The sequence below is a fragment of the Burkholderia sp. Bp8984 genome (genome assembly GCF_003853755.1).
In the GTDB taxonomy this organism is placed as follows: domain Bacteria; phylum Pseudomonadota; class Gammaproteobacteria; order Burkholderiales; family Burkholderiaceae; genus Burkholderia.
The window spans coordinates 1-19,312 of record NZ_QTQN01000042.1 but is presented as its reverse complement, the minus strand read 5'-3'; the positions used below and the strand labels follow the sequence as shown (position 1 = coordinate 19,312).

At 65.9% G+C, this 19,312-nt stretch carries 15 protein-coding genes; 11 read left to right on the top strand and 4 right to left on the bottom strand.

The window, feature by feature from the left end; genetic code table 11:
• Positions 1-26: 26 nt before the first annotated feature.
• Positions 27-1,202, bottom strand: a complete 1,176-nt coding sequence (locus tag DID98_RS30805; protein ID WP_124571942.1) for a glycosyltransferase family 4 protein — start codon at positions 1,200-1,202, stop codon at positions 27-29.
• A gap of 262 nt (positions 1,203-1,464) precedes the next feature.
• Between DID98_RS30805 and DID98_RS30800 the strand changes: the two genes are divergently transcribed.
• On the top strand, positions 1,465-2,025 hold the full coding sequence (locus tag DID98_RS30800) for a putative colanic acid biosynthesis acetyltransferase (protein ID WP_124571941.1): 561 nt from the start codon (positions 1,465-1,467) through the stop codon (positions 2,023-2,025).
• Positions 2,022-2,852, top strand: a complete 831-nt coding sequence (locus DID98_RS30795; RefSeq protein WP_124571940.1) for a glycosyltransferase family 2 protein — start codon at positions 2,022-2,024, stop codon at positions 2,850-2,852. The genes DID98_RS30800 and DID98_RS30795 overlap by 4 nt, the downstream gene beginning before the upstream one ends.
• A 97-nt stretch (positions 2,853-2,949) precedes the next feature.
• On the opposite strand, the gene DID98_RS30790 is transcribed toward DID98_RS30795, so the two are convergent.
• The 3 genes from DID98_RS30790 to galU all read right to left on the bottom strand — a co-directional run bounded on the left by DID98_RS30790 (position 2,950) and on the right by galU (position 5,943).
• The gene (locus DID98_RS30790) at positions 2,950-4,185 is read right to left on the bottom strand and encodes a glycosyltransferase WbuB (RefSeq protein ID WP_124571939.1); all 1,236 of its coding nucleotides are present in this window, start codon (positions 4,183-4,185) and stop codon (positions 2,950-2,952) included.
• A gap of 193 nt (positions 4,186-4,378) precedes the next feature.
• Positions 4,379-4,957, bottom strand: coding sequence for a phosphatase PAP2 family protein (locus DID98_RS30785; protein WP_124571938.1), 579 nt, complete (start codon positions 4,955-4,957; stop codon positions 4,379-4,381).
• 101 nt (positions 4,958-5,058) lie between these two features.
• On the bottom strand, positions 5,059-5,943 hold the full coding sequence (gene galU, locus DID98_RS30780) for a UTP--glucose-1-phosphate uridylyltransferase GalU (RefSeq protein WP_124571937.1): 885 nt from the start codon (positions 5,941-5,943) through the stop codon (positions 5,059-5,061).
• A 401-nt stretch (positions 5,944-6,344) separates the two neighbouring features.
• On the opposite strand from galU, the gene DID98_RS30775 reads away from it, so the two are divergent.
• The 9 genes from DID98_RS30775 (at position 6,345) to DID98_RS30735 (ending at position 19,106) form a co-directional block, all read left to right on the top strand.
• Entirely contained in the window at positions 6,345-6,542 is a 198-nt protein-coding gene (locus tag DID98_RS30775; protein WP_044846963.1) for a flagellar transcriptional regulator FlhD, read from the top strand.
• 724 nt (positions 6,543-7,266) lie between these two features.
• Positions 7,267-7,500 carry a flagellar transcriptional regulator FlhD gene (locus DID98_RS30770; RefSeq protein ID WP_124489821.1) on the top strand — a complete coding sequence of 78 codons (234 nt, stop codon included), beginning with the start codon at positions 7,267-7,269 and terminating at the stop codon, positions 7,498-7,500.
• A 281-nt stretch (positions 7,501-7,781) separates the two neighbouring features.
• Positions 7,782-8,237 (top strand): cellulose biosynthesis protein BcsD, encoded by a 456-nt coding sequence (gene bcsD, locus DID98_RS30765; protein ID WP_124571936.1) that lies wholly within the window; start codon positions 7,782-7,784, stop codon positions 8,235-8,237.
• A 45-nt stretch (positions 8,238-8,282) separates the two neighbouring features.
• On the top strand, positions 8,283-8,708 hold the full coding sequence (gene bcsP, locus DID98_RS30760) for a cellulose biosynthesis protein BcsP (protein WP_124489819.1): 426 nt from the start codon (positions 8,283-8,285) through the stop codon (positions 8,706-8,708).
• On the top strand, positions 8,705-9,484 hold the full coding sequence (gene bcsQ / locus DID98_RS30755; protein WP_124489818.1) for a cellulose biosynthesis protein BcsQ: 780 nt from the start codon (positions 8,705-8,707) through the stop codon (positions 9,482-9,484). Before bcsP ends, bcsQ begins: the two co-directional genes overlap by 4 nt.
• Positions 9,433-11,658: a UDP-forming cellulose synthase catalytic subunit gene (gene bcsA, locus DID98_RS30750; protein WP_124571935.1), complete on the top strand. Its 2,226-nt coding sequence runs from the start codon at positions 9,433-9,435 to the stop codon at positions 11,656-11,658. The genes bcsQ and bcsA overlap by 52 nt, the downstream gene beginning before the upstream one ends.
• A gap of 15 nt (positions 11,659-11,673) precedes the next feature.
• Positions 11,674-14,181 (top strand): cellulose biosynthesis cyclic di-GMP-binding regulatory protein BcsB, encoded by a 2,508-nt coding sequence (gene bcsB / locus DID98_RS30745; RefSeq protein WP_124571934.1) that lies wholly within the window; start codon positions 11,674-11,676, stop codon positions 14,179-14,181.
• A gap of 1 nt (position 14,182) precedes the next feature.
• On the top strand, positions 14,183-18,658 hold the full coding sequence (locus DID98_RS30740; RefSeq protein ID WP_124571933.1) for a cellulose synthase subunit BcsC-related outer membrane protein: 4,476 nt from the start codon (positions 14,183-14,185) through the stop codon (positions 18,656-18,658).
• Between the two features lie 214 nt (positions 18,659-18,872).
• The gene (locus tag DID98_RS30735; protein ID WP_124571932.1) at positions 18,873-19,106 is read left to right on the top strand and encodes a flagellar transcriptional regulator FlhD; all 234 of its coding nucleotides are present in this window, start codon (positions 18,873-18,875) and stop codon (positions 19,104-19,106) included.
• Positions 19,107-19,312 lie beyond the last annotated feature (206 nt).

Sequence of the window (19,312 nt, the reverse complement as noted above, 5' to 3'; positions counted from 1 at the left end):
CCGTCAATGCGTACCGGGCGCAGCCGTCACGTGCCTGAACGCACGTCGCGCACCGGCTGGAGGCAGCCGGCATAGACCTGCTGCAACTTGTCGACATACTGGGTCCAGTTGTGCGTGCCGGCTGCCGCGACGCGCGCGTGACGCGAGAGTTCCGCGCGCTTGTCGGGCGAGCCGATCATCTCGCCGATGGCATCGGCCAGCCGTTCGACGGATCCGGAGGAGACGATCGTGCCGCTGCGACCATGCTCGATGATCTCGGCGGCACCGGATTCCCTCGTCGCCACGATCGGCAGGCCGGTCGCGAGCGCCTCGCATAGAACGACGGCGAGCCCCTCTTCAAGAGACGGCAGGACGAAAAGATCTGCCGCGTTGTAGTAGTCGTTGAGCTGCGCGTTGTCTACGCGAGGAATGTGTGTGAAAAGGTGGCGGTACGGAGCGAGCAGCGGCTCGACCGTCGGATCGATCTGTCCGATCAACGTGACATGGGCACGCTTGTCGCCGAGCCGCTTGACGGCTTCCAGGAGATAGAGCTGACCCTTGCGCAGGCTGACTTGTCCGACGCAAAGGATACCGAAGCGACTTGCATCCATGCCGCGCTGTTCCAACGGGCGGAATCGCTTCACATTGGCCGCATAGGGAATCACCTTAATGATGCTCGCGGGAACGCCGTACTGAATGAATGAATCCCGCACGATCGACGACGGTGCCAGGATGTAGTCGTAAAGATCCACTTCATCGATCAGCCGCCTTTGTTGCCGATTGATCCGCCGAATGCGTGGCAGTCCGCGCCGGTCCTCTTCTTCCGACAGGAGCCGATCGCGATAGAGTGGATGCGTGTTGACGACCTCCCCGACCACGATCGAGCCTTCGCGCTTCGCCCTGGCGACGATGTGCCGTGAAGTGCCGTGTGCCATGACATGCAGAAGCGGTGTCGGCCGCCAGTTGAATTGCACACCGAACTGCCACAGATCGTGGTATGCCGGGAAGAGCTGATCGCTCAGACGGCCCTTTAACAGCTTCGCGTGAGCCCGAACTGCATATTCCTTCGCCCAGATATTGACTGCCCGGCCATGCGAAAGCGAGAACGGGGAGGCACGCGCTTTGTGTGAGTAGTAGAACGTATCCAGGATTCCGAGCTCGTCGAGCCGATCGATATAGTTGTGGAAGTGAAACCGGCCGCATACCGCAACGCTAACCTTCATGATTCGGCTCTCGGAAAAATTGAAGCGCGTCGAAACGTAATTCGATCGATTCGATGATAGCCTCGCAGCCCGCGAGGACCGGAATCAATGTGCGTGAAAAACTAGATTTTGGCGGAATGATGCGACTTGAACGGGCACGCGCGGCGGTAGACTTACGACTCGGCATGTTCGTCCCGGTGGCTGTTGGCGGCAACAGAGCGCCGACGTGATTTGTTCCCGTGCCGATCGGCGCGGATTCGCCTCTCGCTCACTTCTCGATCGTATGATTATTGACGGTAATGATCCCTTCACCGAGCCGTCGTTCAACCTCTCGAATCGGCTGCGTCGCGCTGTCTGGGGCGTGGCCTATGTCTTGCTGTTCAGGTTCAGTCCCAGGCCGCTGCATGGGTGGCGATCGCTGTTGCTCAGGTCGTTCGGCGCAAAACTGGGCCCGCATGTTCATGTGTATCCGCGCGTCAGGATCTGGGCGCCATGGATGCTGGAAATCGGTTCGCATGTCGGCATAGCGGATGGCGTGACTCTCTACAACATGGCCAATATCAAGATCGGGAGCTATGCCGTGATTTCGCAAGGCGCGCACCTGTGTGCCGGTTCGCACGATATCAATTCCCGCAATTTCCAGCTCGTGACGCGTCCCATTACAGTGGGTGATCACGCGTGGGTCTGTGCCGAGGCTTTTCTTGCGCCGGGGGCGGTCGTACCCGAGGGTGCCGTGGTGGGGGCGAGGGCCGTCGTGTCGCGGCCGCTCGAAGAGCAGTGGGCGGTGTATGCCGGTATGCCCGCCCGTCGAATCAACTCGCGCGTGCGCAGAGGGGCGGAATGACATACGGATTCTCGGTCCTGATCCTGACGAAGAACGAGGAAGCGGACCTGCCGGGATGCCTGAAGAGCATCGATGGCGTGGACGACATCTGGGTCCTCGATTCGATAAGCGAAGACAACACCGTGCAAATTGCGACCGCGTTCGGTGCGCATGTCGTGGCGCGGGAATTCGACGGTTTTGCCGCGCAACGTAACCATGCGTTGCGGAATTTCGGCTTCAAGCACGAATGGCTGTTGATCCTGGATGCGGATGAGCGCCCCTCCCCGGAACTGCTGGATGAACTCCGCCGCTTTGTTTCCGATGTGCCCAACGGGATCGGTGCGGCCAGGATGCGCCGTAGAGACTACTTCCTGGGTCGATGGTTGAAGCATGCGCAAATCTCGCCATACTTCATTCGATTCGTACGTCCGTCGCGTGTGCACTACGAACGCGAGGTCAACGAGGTTCTGATCGTTGACGGCGATATTCACGAACTGGCCGGGCCGCTGGATCACTTTCCCTTCTCGAAAGGCATGGCTCACTGGATCGGCAAGCACAACGTCTATTCGTCGATGGAAGCCGGCGAGCTGCTTCGCCGGCGGCAAGCCGATTTTTCGGTCGTCAAGGCGCTGTTCGACCGCGACTTCAACGTTCGACGATTTCATCAGAAGGCGCTGTTCTACAGAATGCCGTGTCGGCCCTTGTTCAAGTTTTTCTACATGATGGCTGTCCGGCGGTCGTTTCTCGACGGGCGCGCAGGATGGCATTACACGTTCCTGCAATGCGTCTATGAATATCTGATATCGGTGAAAGCCGTCGAGCTTCATCGGGCCGACCCACGTCGTTGAGCATGCTGCCACATGGCGAACCGGAAGCCGGGTATCGCGAGCGGCCGGCAATCGCGGCGGCACGGGCGCAGCCGCCGTTGCCGGCCATGCGGTCAGGTCAGGTGCCGGGCGACGTTCGACGCAATGCGGTCAATTTCGCCTCGAATTCGCGCAATACCGCTTCGCGTGACAGGACGGCCTCTGCGAAATCCCGCCCCGCGCGCCCTAGATAAGTCCGCTGCCTTGCATCGGCAGCGAGCGCATCGATGGCGTTCGCCAATGCTTCCGGGTCGCCAGGCGAGACCAATACCCCGCGCTGGGATACTACGTCGTGCAGCTCCGTGCCCGCATTGGCCATCGCAATGACTGCCCGGCCACTCGCGAACATGCCGGTCAGCTTCGATGGCATGACGAGATCCGCGGCGTCGGCGCGTTGGGGGAGTACGTGTATGTCCGCCAGATTCAGCAGTTCGTTCAGTCGATTGGCGGGCTGCAGATTCATGAATCTGCAGTTTCGCAGCTTGCTGCAGCGTGCGATGAGGTCGTCACGCACCGGGCCGTTGCCACAGAAGACGAACACGAGGTTGTCCCGCGATTCAAGCCTTTGTGCGGCATCTGCCAATACGTCGAGCCCTTGCTTCGCGCCCATGTTGCCGGAATAAAGCACGACCGTCGCGTCGAGGGAAATATTGAGCGCGGCGCGCAGCTCGCTTGGGCGCGCCAGCGGATAGATCGAGCGCGTGTCGGCCCAGTTTGAGAAATGTACGAGCTTGGCGGGCGGAATGCCCTTATGCATCGCGCGTTCGACCATTTTCCCGGAGATCGTCGAAACGGTATCGAAGCGCTTCATGAGCATCCGTTCGAATGCAAGCGCCGCGCGTCGTAACAGCGAGCCATCGAGCATGCCGAGATTGAATGCCGCATCAACTTCGTAATCCTGAATGTGAAGCCACGCATGTGCGCCGCTCAGCCTGGCCGTGAGCCATCCGCCGGGCGCGTTCAGCAAGCTGGGCGCGACGCAGATGATGGCGTCCGGCCGCCAGAGAGCGTGGCGCAGCATGAGCGGAAAGCTCGTCAGCGCGAAGCTGGCGAGGTGCACGATGCGCAGGGCGCCGCGCGGCCGGCGCGGGACCCACAGCGGTGCTCGCCACACCCTGACCCCGTTGCGCTGCTCGGTCGCATACCGAGCCGAGTGATATCCGTTTGCTACGCGCCATTCCGGGTAATACGGTGGCGCACAGACTACGCGTACCGAGTGACCTTTGGCGGCGAGCGTTTCGGCCATTTCCGCCGTGTACTTGCCGATACCGGTCAGTTCGGGGGCATAGTTGATTCCGTAGACAAGGATTTTCATCGAATTGACGCGTGATTTCGGGGGAAATGGTGCGGTGCGCAATAGCAGCATTGTGCGGATTGCTCGTCGAATCGGTCCGACAGAATGTTGGCGCGCGCCGCCACGAGGGTGTGTGGGGCGCAACGCGTACGCGGCGGCCCGCTACGGCGACAGCCCCGCGATCCCGACGTCGGCGCACAGGTGCGCCGGCACCTCATCGAAATGCCGTGCACAGGAACGGCGAGTAAGTCTCGATCGCGGCCTGGATCGGTGAGCAGTATCCATAGGCGATGCTCGAGACGGCAAGCATCGACGCGGCCGCGGGCGATCGGCGCCAGGGAAGCAGTACGGGTGCGGCTTTCCAGCGCAGCAGCGTCACCATGATGAGCATGCCGATGATCCAGCCGACGGCCACCTCGGATACGGTGTGCGCATGATCGAACACGCGGGCGGTCGCGACGGCCGCCGCGAGTGCCGAGCCGGGCAGCAACGCGATATGGGCGCGGACATGCCAGCCGTCGTGCAGCGCCAGCAGGAAGGCCATCGGCCATACCGATGCGGCGAGCATCGTATGCCCGCTAATCACGCGAAAATGGATCGTACGGATCTCGATGCCGCAGCCCGCATACAGAACCTTGGTCAGGCCGACCGCCAGCATGCCGCCGCCGAGCAGCATCAACCACGATGCGGCGATCCGCCAACCGTGCATCGACGTAGCGAGCCATGCGCCGCAAACCGCAGCCAGCGGGACGGTCAGGGCCGCGTCACCGAGGCGGCTAATCGATGTCCACATGCCGGGCGCCGCCTGTTCGTATGGGCAGGACGGGCGCCGTCATGCGCCGCAACGATCGCATCGGCAGTGTAATGGAGGCCGATCGTCGTCTCGCGTTCATGTCATGCGACCATCGCCTCGGAGAGGCGCGCAAGCAAATACCGCTCGAAGTCCGCCGCAACCTCCGGATGCCGCAGCGCGAACTCGATCGTCGCCTTCAGGTACCCGAGCTTGCTGCCGCAATCGAAGCGCGTGCCGTCGTAGCGATACGCGAGCACCTGTTCATCGGTGAGCAGCGACTGGATCGCGTCGGTCAATTGCAATTCGCCGCCCGCGCCGGGTTTGAGCCCGCGGAGATGCTCGAAGATCTTCGGTTTCAACACGTAACGGCCGACGACACCGAAGTTCGACGGCGCATTCGCCGGTTCGGGCTTCTCGACGATGCCGGACAGCTTGAAGAGATCGTCTTCCCAGCGCTTGCCGTCGATCACGCCATAGGATTTCGAATCTTCAGGAGCGATTTCCTCGACCCCGATGACCGACGCGTGATAGTGATCGAAGACGTCGATCATCTGGCGTAACACCGGCTTCGGGGCATCGAGCAAATCGTCGGCGAGGATCACCGCGAACGGATTGTCGCCGACGAGCTTCTCCGCGCACAGCACGGCATGACCGAGCCCGAGCGCTTCGGCCTGGCGCACGTAAAAGCAGTCGACATGGCTCGGCTTGATGCTGCGCACCAGCGACAGCAGCTTGTCCTTGCCGCGTGCCTCGAGTTCGGCCTCGATCTCGTACGACTTGTCGAAATGATCCTCGATCGCGCGCTTGCTGCGTCCGGTCACGAAAATCATCTCCGTGATGCCCGCTTCGATCGCTTCCTCGACCGCATACTGGATCAATGGTTTGTCCACGACCGGCAGCATTTCCTTGGGACTGGCCTTGGTGGCCGGCAGGAACCGCGTGCCCAGGCCGGCGACCGGAAAGACGGCTTTCGTCACTTTCAACATAGTGGTAATTCCATGAGTTCGGAATGAAGAGCAGACAACGTCGAGGTGCGATGTCGGTGTCCGGACGCAACAAGAGATTCGAAGTCGCACAGGACGCAATTGCCTGCCCGCGCACGTGCGATTCGGGAAATCCTAATGTGTTCGGAAATAAAGCGGCGACTGAATCTTGGACGAATCCGACAGGTTGATTGCGAGACCATACGTTGGCGCAAGAATTATTTTGAAACAGTGTGCAAATGGCCGGCTCGGCGTTATATAGCGGATGACGGCTGTCGTTTGTCGACAGGCGTTCGCTTGGTTGGGATACGGTTCGAAGCGAAAGCCCGGAACCCGGTCGGATTTTGCAGATGCGAGTGTGTGCCGATGCATCGCGTTCACGGGCATGTCTTTAGGAGAGCGTGATGACGGAAGAGGATGATATTTGCCGGGCGTTGGGCGCACTCGATCCTGCCTATCTCGAACTGATGCAGCAGATGTTGAAGATCGATTGCGAGGTCGCGGCACGCGAGTTGGGCATCTCGAATCAGATCGCGTCACGGATCATCGCGCTGACGCCAACCGAGATCGAAGCGCTGGTCGGCCGCGGATCGCAGCCGTAGCTGGCAACGCTGGCGTCGTCTCGTCGCAACACCTGCTGGCAATTGTGCGGGCCGGATTGCGATGGTGGCCCCGTGGCCGGGAGCCGTCGAGTTTCCGGCATGCGTGGACGAAAGCGTGCCACGGTCCCGCTATATGCGAAGGAAGAAAAAGAACCGAACGAAATATATTTAGCGTTGAAACGCAATTGCCAAACAGAAGGGCGAAAGTGGAGTCACCATGACGCATTCGACCATAGACACCATGACGATATCCGAACAACGGCAGCGCACCGGCTGGGCCGGTGTCTGGCTTCCATGCACCGATCCTCCCGCGCAACCGATGTGGTGTGAGGGCCGATGGCCGGGACATCCATACGGCTTTCCCGTGTATTGGGACGGTACCAAATGGTGCAGCAAGATTTTCGGCGCCCGCGGGGATTTCTGGCGCGAGCGCGTGATACGGGCTGCATAGCAGGCATCTGCCGGCGGCGCTGCGCGTTCCGGCAAGCATTTGGGTGGGCCGGCGATCGCCACGTGACTTTGCCGAACCGCATGCCGCCGGTCCGTCGTGTCGTGCTTTCACGAACGGAAATACGAGCAACCCGCGAGGTGGCGGATTACCGCTAGGTTTTGTCCGCTCGTCGCCGTGCGCGACACGTAGAGTGCGGGGCCGAAACTCCGCGTATTGCCAATACGCGCCCTGCGGCCGGCTGAATGCAATCACCGTCCAAAATCAGGAACGCCCATGCCCGAACAGGACGACATCTTCGACGCGATTGCGGAATTCAACCGTTCGTATCTGACGCTTGCCCAGCGCTTGCTGCAAGCGGATCGCGAAGCGGCGAAACAACAACTGGGCATGTCGGATGAGACGGCTGCGATCGTCGCCGAATTGACGCCGGCACAGATCGACGAACTCGCCGAGCGTCGCGAACTGTTCTGCGAATTCCGCGCGGAATCCTCGCCCGGCCGGGCCTGATACGGCAACCTTTCGAACGTTTCATGCGTCGCGCCGCGCACGAGCCTGGCCGTATACCGGCTTGCATGTCCGCGACCGATCGCAGCTCGGCTGCCGCCGAGGCCGCAGCCGTCAATTGTCTGCAGTGGCCGATAGTTTGGCGTTTTTCGGCTAGATATCGAATCCCATTCGTCTAATTGGATTCGCTACGATGCGCAAAAACGCTGTTGCCACGATGTCCGCACGCGAAGCACACGATGCGGCCACGCCGATAATTGTCTTTCACCGGGGATTCGTCGTCCATGCAGGGAATGTTGGAGCATCTACTCGAGCGCCAAGTATCGATCCAATGGCGCGGCTTCCTGGAGGCATTGGCCGGTGAATTCACCGATCAGCTCGATCGGGACGAGCTGAGGCAATTGATGGCGCGCATCGGCATGCGCTTCGCAGCCGCGCATCCACTTGGCCCTTGCGAGTCGACGGACGATCTCGCGGATGCATTGAATGCCCGCTGGCGCGACATCCAGTGGGGTTACGCCGAACTGTCCGACGAGCACGATTTCCTGCGCATCGTTCATTACGCCGCGCCGTTGCGCGCGTTCGGCGACGGCTGTCTCGCATGGTCTTCCGCCTTCCTCGAAGGCGCGTATCAGGGCTGGTTCGACAGTGTCGGCGCGACCGGTTTGCGCGTGACGCAGGACGTCGCGCCGCCGGACGATTCGCGGATCGAGCTGCGTGTTGCGCGCGCAAAGAACTGAGCGACCGGGCCGACCGGAACTTCCGCGACAACCAATGGGCACGCTATGTCGACTTCACGGGATATCGAATCGTTGTTCAAGCGTTTTGGCGGCGATGCCGGACGCTATCACGAAGTACGTGCGGAAGCGGATGCCGAAGTGGCCCGCGCGCGTTGGCCGCTGCTCGGCGGTGTCGAATTGCGCGCGAGCGCGTCGCAGGGGCAGCCGGGCGCAGGGTCGCCGGACAGCGCGGATAGCCTGCGCAAAATCGTACTGGCCGACACGCGTGCGTTGCCTGCGTCCGCGCAGGATAACGGCGGGCGGGAACCAGCATCCGGCACGCTGAAGAAGCTGGTCGGCAGGCCGGCGGCATCGGATGGCACGGACACGCAAGGTCCGTCACAGCCGCTGGTTCGGTTGTTCGAGCGGCTGCGCACGGAGCCGACGGGAGAGGCGCCGAAGAAGCCATCGGTGTGGACCGGCCGCTCATGAAAATCGTCGCGATCGCTTCGGCAAAGGGCGGCGTCGGCAAGACGACGCTGGCGGCGAATCTCGCGGCCGTGTTGGCGGCGTCGCGGCGCCGGCGCGTGAGCGTGGTGGATCTCGATCCGCAGAATGCGCTGAAGCTGCATTTCGGCGTGCCGCTCGACATGACCGACGGGCTCGCCCATGCCGCGCTCGACAGGCTGAACTGGCCGGCCGTGGTCGTCGACGGGATCACGGTGTTTCCGTTCGGCCTGGTCAGCGAAACGGATCAGCGCCGCTTCGAGCGGCTGCTCGACCGTGATCCGTCGTGGCTCGCGCACGGGCTTGCCGCGCTCGGGCTCGGCGACGACGACATCGTGATCATCGATACGCCGCCGGGCACCTCGGTATACATGCGCGCCGCGCTGACGGCCGCGCATTTCGTGCTCAAGGTCGTGCTGGCCGATGCGGCCTCGTACGCAACGATTCCGCAGATGCGGCGGATGCTCGACGCGTATGCCGCGAGCCGCGCGGATTTCGTGGGCGACGGCTACGTGGTCAATCAGGTCGATCAGTCGCGCGAGCTGGGCCGCGATGTGCTGCGCGTGCTGTGCGACAGCCTCGGCGCGGCCCGGTTCGGCGGCGTGATTCACCGCGATGAAGGAGTCGCGGAATCGCTCGCGTCCCGGACGACCGTGAATCGCTACGACCCGCGTTCGCAGGCCGCCGCCGATCTGAACGCGTGCGGTGCATGGCTCGAGCGCGTGCTCGATCGGCGCGACACCGCGCGGAGCATCGCTTGAGCGCCCGCGGGGAGGTCGCGCGGCCGTCGGCGGTCGACCGGTTCGTCGATGCATTGCCCGGGAGCGGCTGGTTCGTCGCGCTGCCGGTGGCCGCATGCACGCTGCTGGCGCTGTATTTCGTGTGTACGGTGCCGCTCGACGCGATCGGGCAGCTCGTGTTCGCCACCTGCTGCATCGCCTGTTCGCTGGTGGTCCGTCGCCTGGGCGGACGCTATGCGACGCTCGTCATGATCGTGCTGTCGGTGGTGGCCACCGGCCGGTACATGTATTGGAGATTGTCCGGCACGCTGGTGTGGTCGCATCCGCTCGACGCGGTGTGGGGCACGCTGCTCGCGGCGGCCGAAGTCTATGCGGCGGCGGTGCTGATCCTCGGCTACTTCCAGACCGCGTGGCCGCTCGGGCGCAAGCCGCTGCCGTTGCCCGCGTCGCGTGCGCATTGGCCGAGCGTCGACGTGTTCATTCCGACGTACAACGAACCGTTGAGCGTCGTCAAGCCGACCATCTACGCGGCGCTCGCGCTGGATTACCCGGCCGACAAGCTGTCGATCCACGTGCTGGACGACGGACGTCGCCAGGAATTCCGCGCGTTCTGCGAGTCGGTCGGCGTGCACTGGACGATTCGCGATCACAATCGCCATGCCAAGGCCGGCAACCTCAACGAAGCGTTGAAGATCACCGACGGCGAATACATCGCGATCTTCGATTGCGATCATGTGCCGACGCGCTCGTTCCTGCAGATCTGTCTAGGCTGGTTCATTCGGGATCCGAAGCTGTCGATGCTGCAGACGCCGCATCACTTCTTTTCGCCGGACCCGTTCGAGCGCAACCTCGGCATTTTCAGAAAGGTGCCGAACGAAGGCGAACTGTTCTACGGACTGGTGCAGGACGGCAACGATCTCTGGAACGCGACGTTTTTCTGCGGATCGTGCGCGCTGATGCGCCGCTCGATGGTGGAGGAGATCGGCGGCATCGCGACGGAGACGGTGACCGAGGATGCGCACACCGCGCTCAAGCTGCATCGCCGCGGCTATACGACGGCCTATCTTGCGATACCGCAGGCGGCGGGGCTGGCCACGGAGAGCCTGACCGGGCACATCGGCCAGCGCATCCGCTGGGCGCGCGGCATGACGCAGATATTCCGCATCGACAACCCGCTGTTCGGGCGCGGACTGACGCTGAGCCAGCGGCTGTGCTACCTGAACGCGATGATGCATTTTTTCTACGGGATCCCGCGGCTCGTGTTCCTGACCGCGCCGCTGTCGTTCCTGTTCTTCGACGCACATGTGATCCATGCCCCGGCCACGATGCTTGCGCTCTATGCGCTGCCGCACGTCATCCATGCAAACGTGACGAACTCGCGGATGCAGGGCCGCTTCCGGCATTCGTTCTGGGCCGAAGTCTACGAAGCCGTGCTCGCGTCGTACATCGCGCTGCCGACGATGCTTGCGCTGATCAATCCCCGGCTGGGCAAGTTCAACGTGACGGCCAAGGGCGGACGCATCGACCGCGGCTACTTCGACTGGGCAGTGTCGAAACCGTATCTGAGCCTGGTGGTCCTGAACGTGATCGGCCTCGCGGTGGGCGTCCTGAACCTGTCGCTCAACCGTCACGTGGGCAGCGAAGTCCAGACGACGGCGTTCAATCTGGCATGGACGACCTACAACATCCTGATTCTGGGTCTCGCCGTCGCGGCGGCGAACGAGCGCCGGCAGGTACGCGTGTCCCATCGTGTCGCGGCGCGGATTCCGGTCATGCTGCGCTTCGCGAATGGCCGGACGCTGGCATGCGAAACGCGTGACTATTCGGAGGGCGGGATCGGCGTGGCGGTCCCCGACGATGCACGCATTCCGCGTGGCGAGCCGGTGACGGTATCGCTGTTTCGCGGTGTCGAAGAGTACGCATTTCCCGCGACGGTCGAATACGTCGAACCGGGGCGCGTCGGCATCCGGTTCGAGAGCCTGTCGCAGCAGCAGGAGTTCGATCTCGTCAGTTCGACCTTTGCCCGAGCCGACGCATGGATCGACTGGACGGACGGCCGCCGTCCCGATTCGCCGCTGCGTGCGTTCCTGCATCTGTTGAAGGTCGGCGTGCAGGGCTTGCTTCGCCTGATCGCACGCCTGTACGCGGACCTGCGCGTGTACGCGCGTGGCGGCCGCAGCAACGAAAAAAAATAGCATGAGGCGGAAAGAATGACGTGGGCGTCGCGACAGCGCGGCAGCACGCGCCGCAAGGCGTGCATTTCGCAGGGCGCGGTTGTCGCGGTTCCTGCACGTGTCGGCCGGTATGCGCGCGTGTCGCGCAGGATGGTGTCGCTACTGCTCTGGGCAATGGCGAGCGGCATCGCATCGGGCAGCTGGGCCGCGGCCACCGGGATGCAGGCACCCGGCGCAATGCGGGCGGCGGATGGCGCGATGTCGTCGGGCGATGCGGCGCCGCCGTCGCCGGCCATAGTCGTCGGGCCCGACACCGCGCGCCCCGCGCCGCTCGCCGAACCGGTGCCGGCGGCCGACGCCGCGCGTCGCCGCTTCGGTATGCTGCCGACCACGGCCGAGCCCGGCACGCTCGTGCCCGGCGGCCGGCGCCAGGCATTGACGTTCGCGGATCTCGGGGCACGCGATCCGCTGCAGCTGCGGGGCACCGACGGCCAGAACGGCATCGCGTTCTCCGTCCGGCGCGACGAGGTCGTCATGGGCGCGACGCTGCATCTGGTCTACAGCTACTCGCCCGCGCTGCTGCCGGATCTGTCGCAGCTCAAGGTGCTGATCAACGGCGAAGTGGCGGCGACGCTGCCGTTGCCGGCCGCTCAAGCCGGCATGACGGTTGCGCGCGACGTGTCGATCGATCCGCGCTTCGTCACCGAGTACAACCATCTGAACATTCAGTTGATCGGTCATTACACGAAAGACTGCGAGGATCCCGCCAACTCGTCGCTGTGGGCGACGGTGAGCAACGCGAGCCGGCTCGAGCTGACCTACGCGGCGTTGCCGGAGCGGCCGGAACTCGGCGTCCTGCCCGCGCCGTTCTTCGATTCGCGGGACGTCCGGCGGCTCGAGCTGCCGTTCGCATTCGCCGCGCGACCGCCGCGGGAGACGCTGGAAGCGGCGGGCATCGTCGCGTCGTGGTTCGGCGCGCTGGCCTCGTATCGCGGCGCGCGGTTTCCGGCCCGCCCCGGCGGCCTGCCTGAATCGGGCAATGCGGTGGTATTCGCGACGGCCGACGATCGTCTGGACGGCGTGACGCTGCCGGCGATCGACGGACCGACGCTCGCCGTCGTCGAGCGGCAGGCGCCGGCTCACGGCCAACTGCTGCTGGTGCTCGGTCGCACGCCGGACGAAGTGAAGGTCGCCGCGCTCACGCTCGTGCTCGGCAGCAAGACGCTCGCGGGTACGCATGCCACGGTGAGCCGGCTCGAGAACGTCGCGCCGCGCGTGCCGTACGACGCGCCGAACTGGCTGTCGTCGACGCGCCCGGTGCGGCTCGGCGAACTGGCCGAGGGGCGCGCGCTCAGCGTGTCCGGCTACGACGCGGGCGCCGTCCGGATCGATCTGCGCGTCGCCCCCGATCTGTTCACCTGGGATACGCGCGGCGCGCCGATCGACCTGCGTTATCGATACACGCCGACGCTGCGCGCGGACCGTTCGTCGCTCAACCTGAGCGTCGGCGACACGTTCGTGAAGGCGCTGCCGATCCCGGCACGGGAAACGTCGCGCTGGAGCCTGAGTCGCTACCTGCCGTTCGTCGCCAACGGTATCGACCGCGCAACGCTGCACGTGCCGCCGCTGCTGCTCACGCCGCGCACGCCGTTGCAGCTGCACTTCTTCTACGAGATCCCGGACATGGGCCGATGCACGGGGCGGCTGCTGCAGAACGTCGCGGGTTCGATCGACCCGGACTCGACGATCGACGTGTCGTCGTTTCCGCACTACAAGGCGCTGCCCGACCTCGCCGCGTTTGCAAACAGCGGCTTTCCGTTCACGCGGATGGCCGACCTGTCGGACACGGCCGTCGTGCTGCCCGCCGAGCCGGGCGCGGACGTCTACGGCCTGTACCTGCTCGCGATGGGGCGCATGGGCGTGTCGACGGGCTATCCGGTCAGCGGTGTGACGGTGACGGACGCCGCCGGTGTCGGCGCGTTCGCGTCCAAGGATCTGCTGATTCTCGGCGCGCCGGACACCCAGCCGCTGCTGACCCGCTGGGCGGCGCGCATGCCGTTCGGCACCGATCGCGACAGCGGCCTGTTCGGTGGCCGGTTCGGTGGCCTGTTCGGCGGCGCCGAGGCGGCGCCGTCGCCTGGCGCCGAGCGCGAACGCGTGCGCGCCGGCCTGTCGATCGTCTCGGACGGCACGCGCGCGCTGATCGCCGGCTTCGAGTCGCCGTTGCGCAAGACGCGCAGCGCCGTCGCGTTGATCAGCGCGAGCGGGCAGGCGGACGAGGCGCTCGGCCGCGCACTGCTCGACGACGACATGCTCACGTCGGTCCAGGGCGCGATGGTCGTGATTCGCGATCGCACCGTCACGGTGACGTCGAACGAAACGTCGTATCACGTCGGTGCGCTGCCGCCGCTCACTTACCTGCGCTGGTTTCTGTCGGGGCGTCCGCTGCTGCTTGCGCTGTTCAGCGTGCTGGCCGCGTTCGTCGCGGCGGCGCTCTTCTATCGTCTGCTGCGTGCGCGTGCGGCGCGCCGGCTGAAGGAGTGACATGCGAAACCGACGGTTACGCGGGCTCGGCGCCGCCCGCGCGGGCGGTGTCGCGAGTCTGCTGCTCGCGCTGGCACTGCCGCACGCGGCGGCGGCCGGCAGCGACCCGCTGAAGGTACTCGTCGATCAGGGGCGATACTGGCAGGCGCATGGCCGGGGCGACCTCGCGGCGCAGGCCTGGAAGAAGGTGCTGGGCGTCGATCCGAATCAGCCCGACGCGCTGTTCGGCATGGGCATGGTGCTCGCCGACCGCAAGGACGTCGACGGTGCGCGCCGCTACCTGGAACAGTTGCGCCGGATCGCGCCCGGCTTCGCGCGGACCGACGAGCTGGGCCAGCGTCTGGGCGAGACGAGCGTGCGCGACGGCGAGATCAGCGACGCGCGCCGCCTCGCGCAGACGGGGCAGAGCGCGCTGGCCGCGCAACAGTATCAGCGCGCGCTGCAAGGCGCGCCGTCGTCGCCCGCGCTGCAGCTCGAGTACTTCCAGGCGCTCGCGGCGACGCCGAGCGGATGGGCCGAAGCCCGCCGCGGCCTGGAGCGTCTCGCGCGTGACAACCCCGACGATCCGCGCTACGCACTCGCGTATGCGCAGCACCTGACCTATCGCGACGCGACGCGCCGCGACGGCATCGCGCGGCTCGAGTCGTTGTCCGCCGACGCGAAAGTCGGGAAGGCGGCGCGCGAGAGCTGGCGCCAGGCGCTGCTCTGGCTCGCGGCCAGGCCGTCGGATCAGGCGCGCTACCTCGCCTATCTGAAGGTGGTGCCCGACGATCCGCCGGTCAAGGCACGCTACGACAGCATGGTGCGACAGGACCAGACCGCGCGCGAGGGCGATCAACGCAGCGCCTCGAACGAAGCGCGCGGCCACGCGATCGAGGATGGCTTTGCGGCACTCGAGCGCGGCGATCTGGACACGGCGCGCGCCCGCTTCAATGCCGTGCTCGCCACGTCGCCGAACGACAGCGACGCGCTGGGCGGCCGCGGCATCGTCGAACTGAAGCAGGAGCACTTCGCGCAGGCACGCAGCGATCTGGAGCGCGCGTCGCGAGGCGGGAATGCGGCGCGCTGGCGCTCGGCGCTCGGCAGTGCGACGTACTGGTCTTACACGAGCGAGGCGCTCGGCGCGCAAAGCAACGGCGACTTCGCGCGAGCGAAAGCGCTGTTCGAGCGCGCGATTCTTGCGGATCCGTCGAACGTCACCGCGCAGGTGATGCTTGGCGACGCGCTGCTGGAGAATCGCGATGCGCGCGGCGCCGAGCAGGCGTACCGGATGGCGCTGCGGCGTCAGTCCGACAACCCGGACGCGATACGCGGCCTGGTCGGCGCGCTGGCCGCGCAGGGGCGCGGCGACGAAGCGTTGCAGTTCGCGACGCAACTGAGCGCCGAGCAGCAGTCGAAGGCCGGCGGCCTCGACCGGTTGCGTCGTACGGCCGAGGCCGCGCAGGCGCGGCAAGCCGAAGCGCGCGGCGATCTGGGCACGGCGCGCAGCCTGTTCGAGGACGCGCTCGCCGGCAATCCGGACGATCCGTGGCTGCGGCTGGATCTGGCGCGCGTGTACGTGCGGCAAGGCGCGATCGCGTCGGCGCGCAGCATGATGGACGGATTACTGGCCGAACGGCCCGACATGACCGACGCACTCTATGCCGGCGCGCTGCTGGCCGAGCAGACGCAAGACTGGAGCCTCGGGCTGCAGCGGCTGGAGCGCATCGCGCCCGCGCAGCGCACGGCGGCGATGACGACGTTGCAGCACCGCCTCTGGGTGGGCCAGCAGGCGGCACTCGCGACACGGCTGGTGCGCGAGGGCCGCCGCGCGCAGGCGCTCGGCGTGCTGCACGACGCGGAGGGGATCGGCCAGTCGGTGCCGGGACTCGCGGCGCAGTTGTCGGCGGGCTATGCGGCGGCCGGCGACACGTCGCGTGCGCTCTGGATCGTGCAGCGTGCGCTGGCCCGCGAGCCGGACAACGCCGATTTGCTGCTGCAGTACGCGCGGACGCTGCTGACCGTGCGCAACGATGCGCTGCTGGGCGACGCGATGCGCCGGCTCGCCGCGCTGCCGCTGTCGCCCGCGCAGCGCGGCGACTTCGAACGCCTGAACCTCGAGATCGTCGTGCGTCAGGCCGATGCGGTGCGCCAGGCCGGCGACCTCGCCGGCGGCTACGCCGTCATCGCGCCGTGGCTGGCCGCGATGCCGGACAGTCCCGAACTCCAGGCCGCGCTCGCGCGGCTGTACACGTCGGCCGGCGACGCGCCGAACGCGCTGAAATGCTATCGGGTCGCGCTGGCCCGCCGGCCCGACGATACGGGATTGCTGGTCGCGGCGATCTACGCGGCGAGCAGCGCGAAGGCATGGCGCGACGGTGAAGCGTTCGCGGCCACGGCGCTGCGTATCGCGCCCGACGACCCGGGCTTGCTTGCCGCGACCGGCCGGCTGTATCGCGCGGAGGGGAATCTTTCACTCGCCGCACAGTATCTGCAGCGCTCGCTGCTGGCCGCCAATACGCCGCCGCCGGGCAGCAAGACGGCGCCATCGAACGTGCCGCGCGGCTGGGAAGACGCGATGCGGCGCATCGGCGCGAACCCGCTGCCCGGTACCAATCCGTTCGAAGGCAAGACCGCCGTCGATGTCGTTCATCCGTCGACCGGCTTCGGGGCCGCGGTATCGCCGCTGCCGGGCGTGCCTTCCTGGTCCACCCCGTCTTCTTCCGCTCCGACCGTGCCCTATACGATGCCTCCCGCGCCGCCCGCGACCTACGTCACCCCGTCCGCCGTGCCGGCCGCGCGCATGGTGCCGCCCGCCATGTCGCCGCAGGCGGTCACGCCCGATCCCGGCGATCCCGGCGGCTATGGCCCGGCCGTCGCCGGCGCGGGCGAGTCGGGCGGGCCCGCGACCGCGCGGCGCTATCAGTCCTACCAGTCCTATCAGCCCTATCGGGAGCCTGCCGCCGACGTACCGCCGGCGGGGGCGTCCGCGGGATGCGTGGCGCAGTCCGATCCGAACGACGACTGTGCCGGCTACGTCGCCACGCCGTGGCCGATGTCGCCCGCGTCGCGGGCCGCGGCGGCGACCGGTTCGCCGGCGGCCGCTTCGGGCGCCAGGCCGGCCCGGCCGGCCCGCGGCGGGACGAAGGTCGCCGCGGCGCGCGCGCCCGTTCTTTCATCGGCCTACGGGCAGGCCGATGCGCCGCCTCGCTATATCCCACAGCCGCCGGCCGGCTATGCGGGAAGCGAGGCCGTGGCCCGTGCGCCGCAACGGGACGCGGGCGTCAACACTCAGATGCTCGACGTCGCGTCGGAACTGGCCCAGGTGAACAGCGAGCAGGCCAGCACGGCATCGGGCGGCATCGTGTTCCGAAACCGGACGGGCGAGGCGGGGCTATCCGGCCTCACCGACATCGAGGCGCCGCTGGAAGGGCGTATCAAGGCAGGCAACGGTCACGTCGTCGTGACCGCCACGCCGGTCATGCTCGACGGCGGCAACTCCGCGACCGACGTGCCGACTCTCGCCCGGTTCGGCGCGGGGCTCTCGCGGTCGGCCGGCGGCGGCTCGCCGGGTTCCGAAACGGCGAGCGGCGTCGGTCTCTCCCTGGGTTACGAAGGCAAGCAATTGAAGGCCGACATCGGCGCGACGCCGGTCGGATTTCCGTACCAGGATGTGGTCGGCGGCGTGCGCTTCAACGGTGCGATCACCGATCGGGCGGCCTACTCGCTGGCCGTCACGCGTCGCGCGGTGACCGACAGCCTGCTCTCGTTCGCGGGCGCACGCGATGCGAGTGCCGGCCTCAAGTGGGGCGGCGTGACGCGCAGCGGCGCGCGCGGCGCGCTGAGCTGGGACGACGGCACCAGCGGCGCGTACGTCGCGGGCGCGTTCGACTACTACGACGGCCATCACGTCGAACGCAACTTCGCCGGCAAGGGCAGCGGCGGCGCCTATACGCGCCTGCTGCGCGACGCCGACCGGACGCTCACCGTGGGCGTCAATGCGACGTGGATGCGCTTCAGCAAGAACCAGTCGTATTTCACGTACGGTCAGGGCGGCTATTTCAGTCCGCAGCAATACGTAATCCTGAATATACCGGTCGAGTACGCGGGACGAACGGGCGCGTTTGCGTACGACTTGAGCGGTTCGTTCGGCGTGCAGCATTACCGGCAGAACGCGGTGCCGTATTTCCCGCTCGATTCCGGCATGCAGGCGCAAGCGGCCGCGAATGCCGCCGCCAGCCAGGCGGTGGGGCTGGACGCGGGGGCCGTGTATCCCGCGCGCAGCAAGACGGGCATCGCGTATTCGCTCGCCGCGCGTGGCGAATACCAGGTCGCGCCGCAGCTGGCCGTCGGTGGAGCGGCTTCGTTCGGCAATGCGTATCAGTACCGCGAGTGGACGGCGGCCGTCTATCTCCGTTACAGCTTTACGCCGCAAGGCGGCCTGCCGGCGTTCCCGCCGCGCGCGTTCACGTCGCCGTATCTCGCCGACGCCGACTGAACGGATCCGCATCGCGCCGTGGCGATGCCGCGCGAATCGACGTGCGCGCCACGGTACGCGCGCCTGCGCGCGCTGGCGGATCCGTTCAGAGCTTTGTCGGTCCGGCGCTGCGTTCGCGACGTACAGTGTGTCATCGAAAATCCGGTGAGTGTCGAACCCCGGGTCGAAGCGAATCGACCGGCAAAGCACACGCGCTGGCCCTTCAAGACCGACCATGGCCGAACAACACGACATTTTCGATGCGATCGCGGAATTCAATCGATCGTATCTCATGCTTGCGAAGTGGCTGCTCCTCGTCAACCGGAGCGAGGCCACACGACAACTCGGCGTCTCGGAAATGACGGCATCGCGCATCGCATCGCTGACACTGGCCCAGATCGACCACCTCGCCACGCGCGGCAAGCTGTTTTGCGAGTTTCGCGACGAGTTCGCGCCAGGCTGTGCGTGAATTCGTCGTGCGACGGTTCGCCATGACATCGGGACGGCTTAGTCGTCAGGACGCAGGGACGTACGCGCGCCGTGACGGCATCCTGAATCCGAACGCAGTGCGCGATCACGCAACGGTCCGACTGCTTCGTGCACGCAACCCAGAGAGAATCGATGATCTCCCAATCCATCTTCAAGGCATATGACATTCGCGGTGTGGTCGGCAAG

Coding starts and splice junctions, on each gene's coding strand:
- DID98_RS30775 (WP_044846963.1), top strand. CDS start 6,345: ATGACGGAAGAGGATGATATTTGCCGGGCGTTGGGCGCACTCGATCCT.
- galU (WP_124571937.1), bottom strand. CDS start 5,943: ATGTTGAAAGTGACGAAAGCCGTCTTTCCGGTCGCCGGCCTGGGCACG.
- DID98_RS30795 (WP_124571940.1), top strand. CDS start 2,022: ATGACATACGGATTCTCGGTCCTGATCCTGACGAAGAACGAGGAAGCG.
- bcsD (WP_124571936.1), top strand. CDS start 7,782: ATGCAGGGAATGTTGGAGCATCTACTCGAGCGCCAAGTATCGATCCAA.
- DID98_RS30805 (WP_124571942.1), bottom strand. CDS start 1,202: ATGAAGGTTAGCGTTGCGGTATGCGGCCGGTTTCACTTCCACAACTAT.
- bcsA (WP_124571935.1), top strand. CDS start 9,433: ATGGCTCGAGCGCGTGCTCGATCGGCGCGACACCGCGCGGAGCATCGC.
- bcsB (WP_124571934.1), top strand. CDS start 11,674: ATGACGTGGGCGTCGCGACAGCGCGGCAGCACGCGCCGCAAGGCGTGC.
- DID98_RS30735 (WP_124571932.1), top strand. CDS start 18,873: ATGGCCGAACAACACGACATTTTCGATGCGATCGCGGAATTCAATCGA.
- DID98_RS30785 (WP_124571938.1), bottom strand. CDS start 4,957: ATGTGGACATCGATTAGCCGCCTCGGTGACGCGGCCCTGACCGTCCCG.
- DID98_RS30800 (WP_124571941.1), top strand. CDS start 1,465: ATGATTATTGACGGTAATGATCCCTTCACCGAGCCGTCGTTCAACCTC.
- DID98_RS30740 (WP_124571933.1), top strand. CDS start 14,183: ATGCGAAACCGACGGTTACGCGGGCTCGGCGCCGCCCGCGCGGGCGGT.
- DID98_RS30790 (WP_124571939.1), bottom strand. CDS start 4,185: ATGAAAATCCTTGTCTACGGAATCAACTATGCCCCCGAACTGACCGGT.
- bcsQ (WP_124489818.1), top strand. CDS start 8,705: ATGAAAATCGTCGCGATCGCTTCGGCAAAGGGCGGCGTCGGCAAGACG.
- bcsP (WP_124489819.1), top strand. CDS start 8,283: ATGTCGACTTCACGGGATATCGAATCGTTGTTCAAGCGTTTTGGCGGC.
- DID98_RS30770 (WP_124489821.1), top strand. CDS start 7,267: ATGCCCGAACAGGACGACATCTTCGACGCGATTGCGGAATTCAACCGT.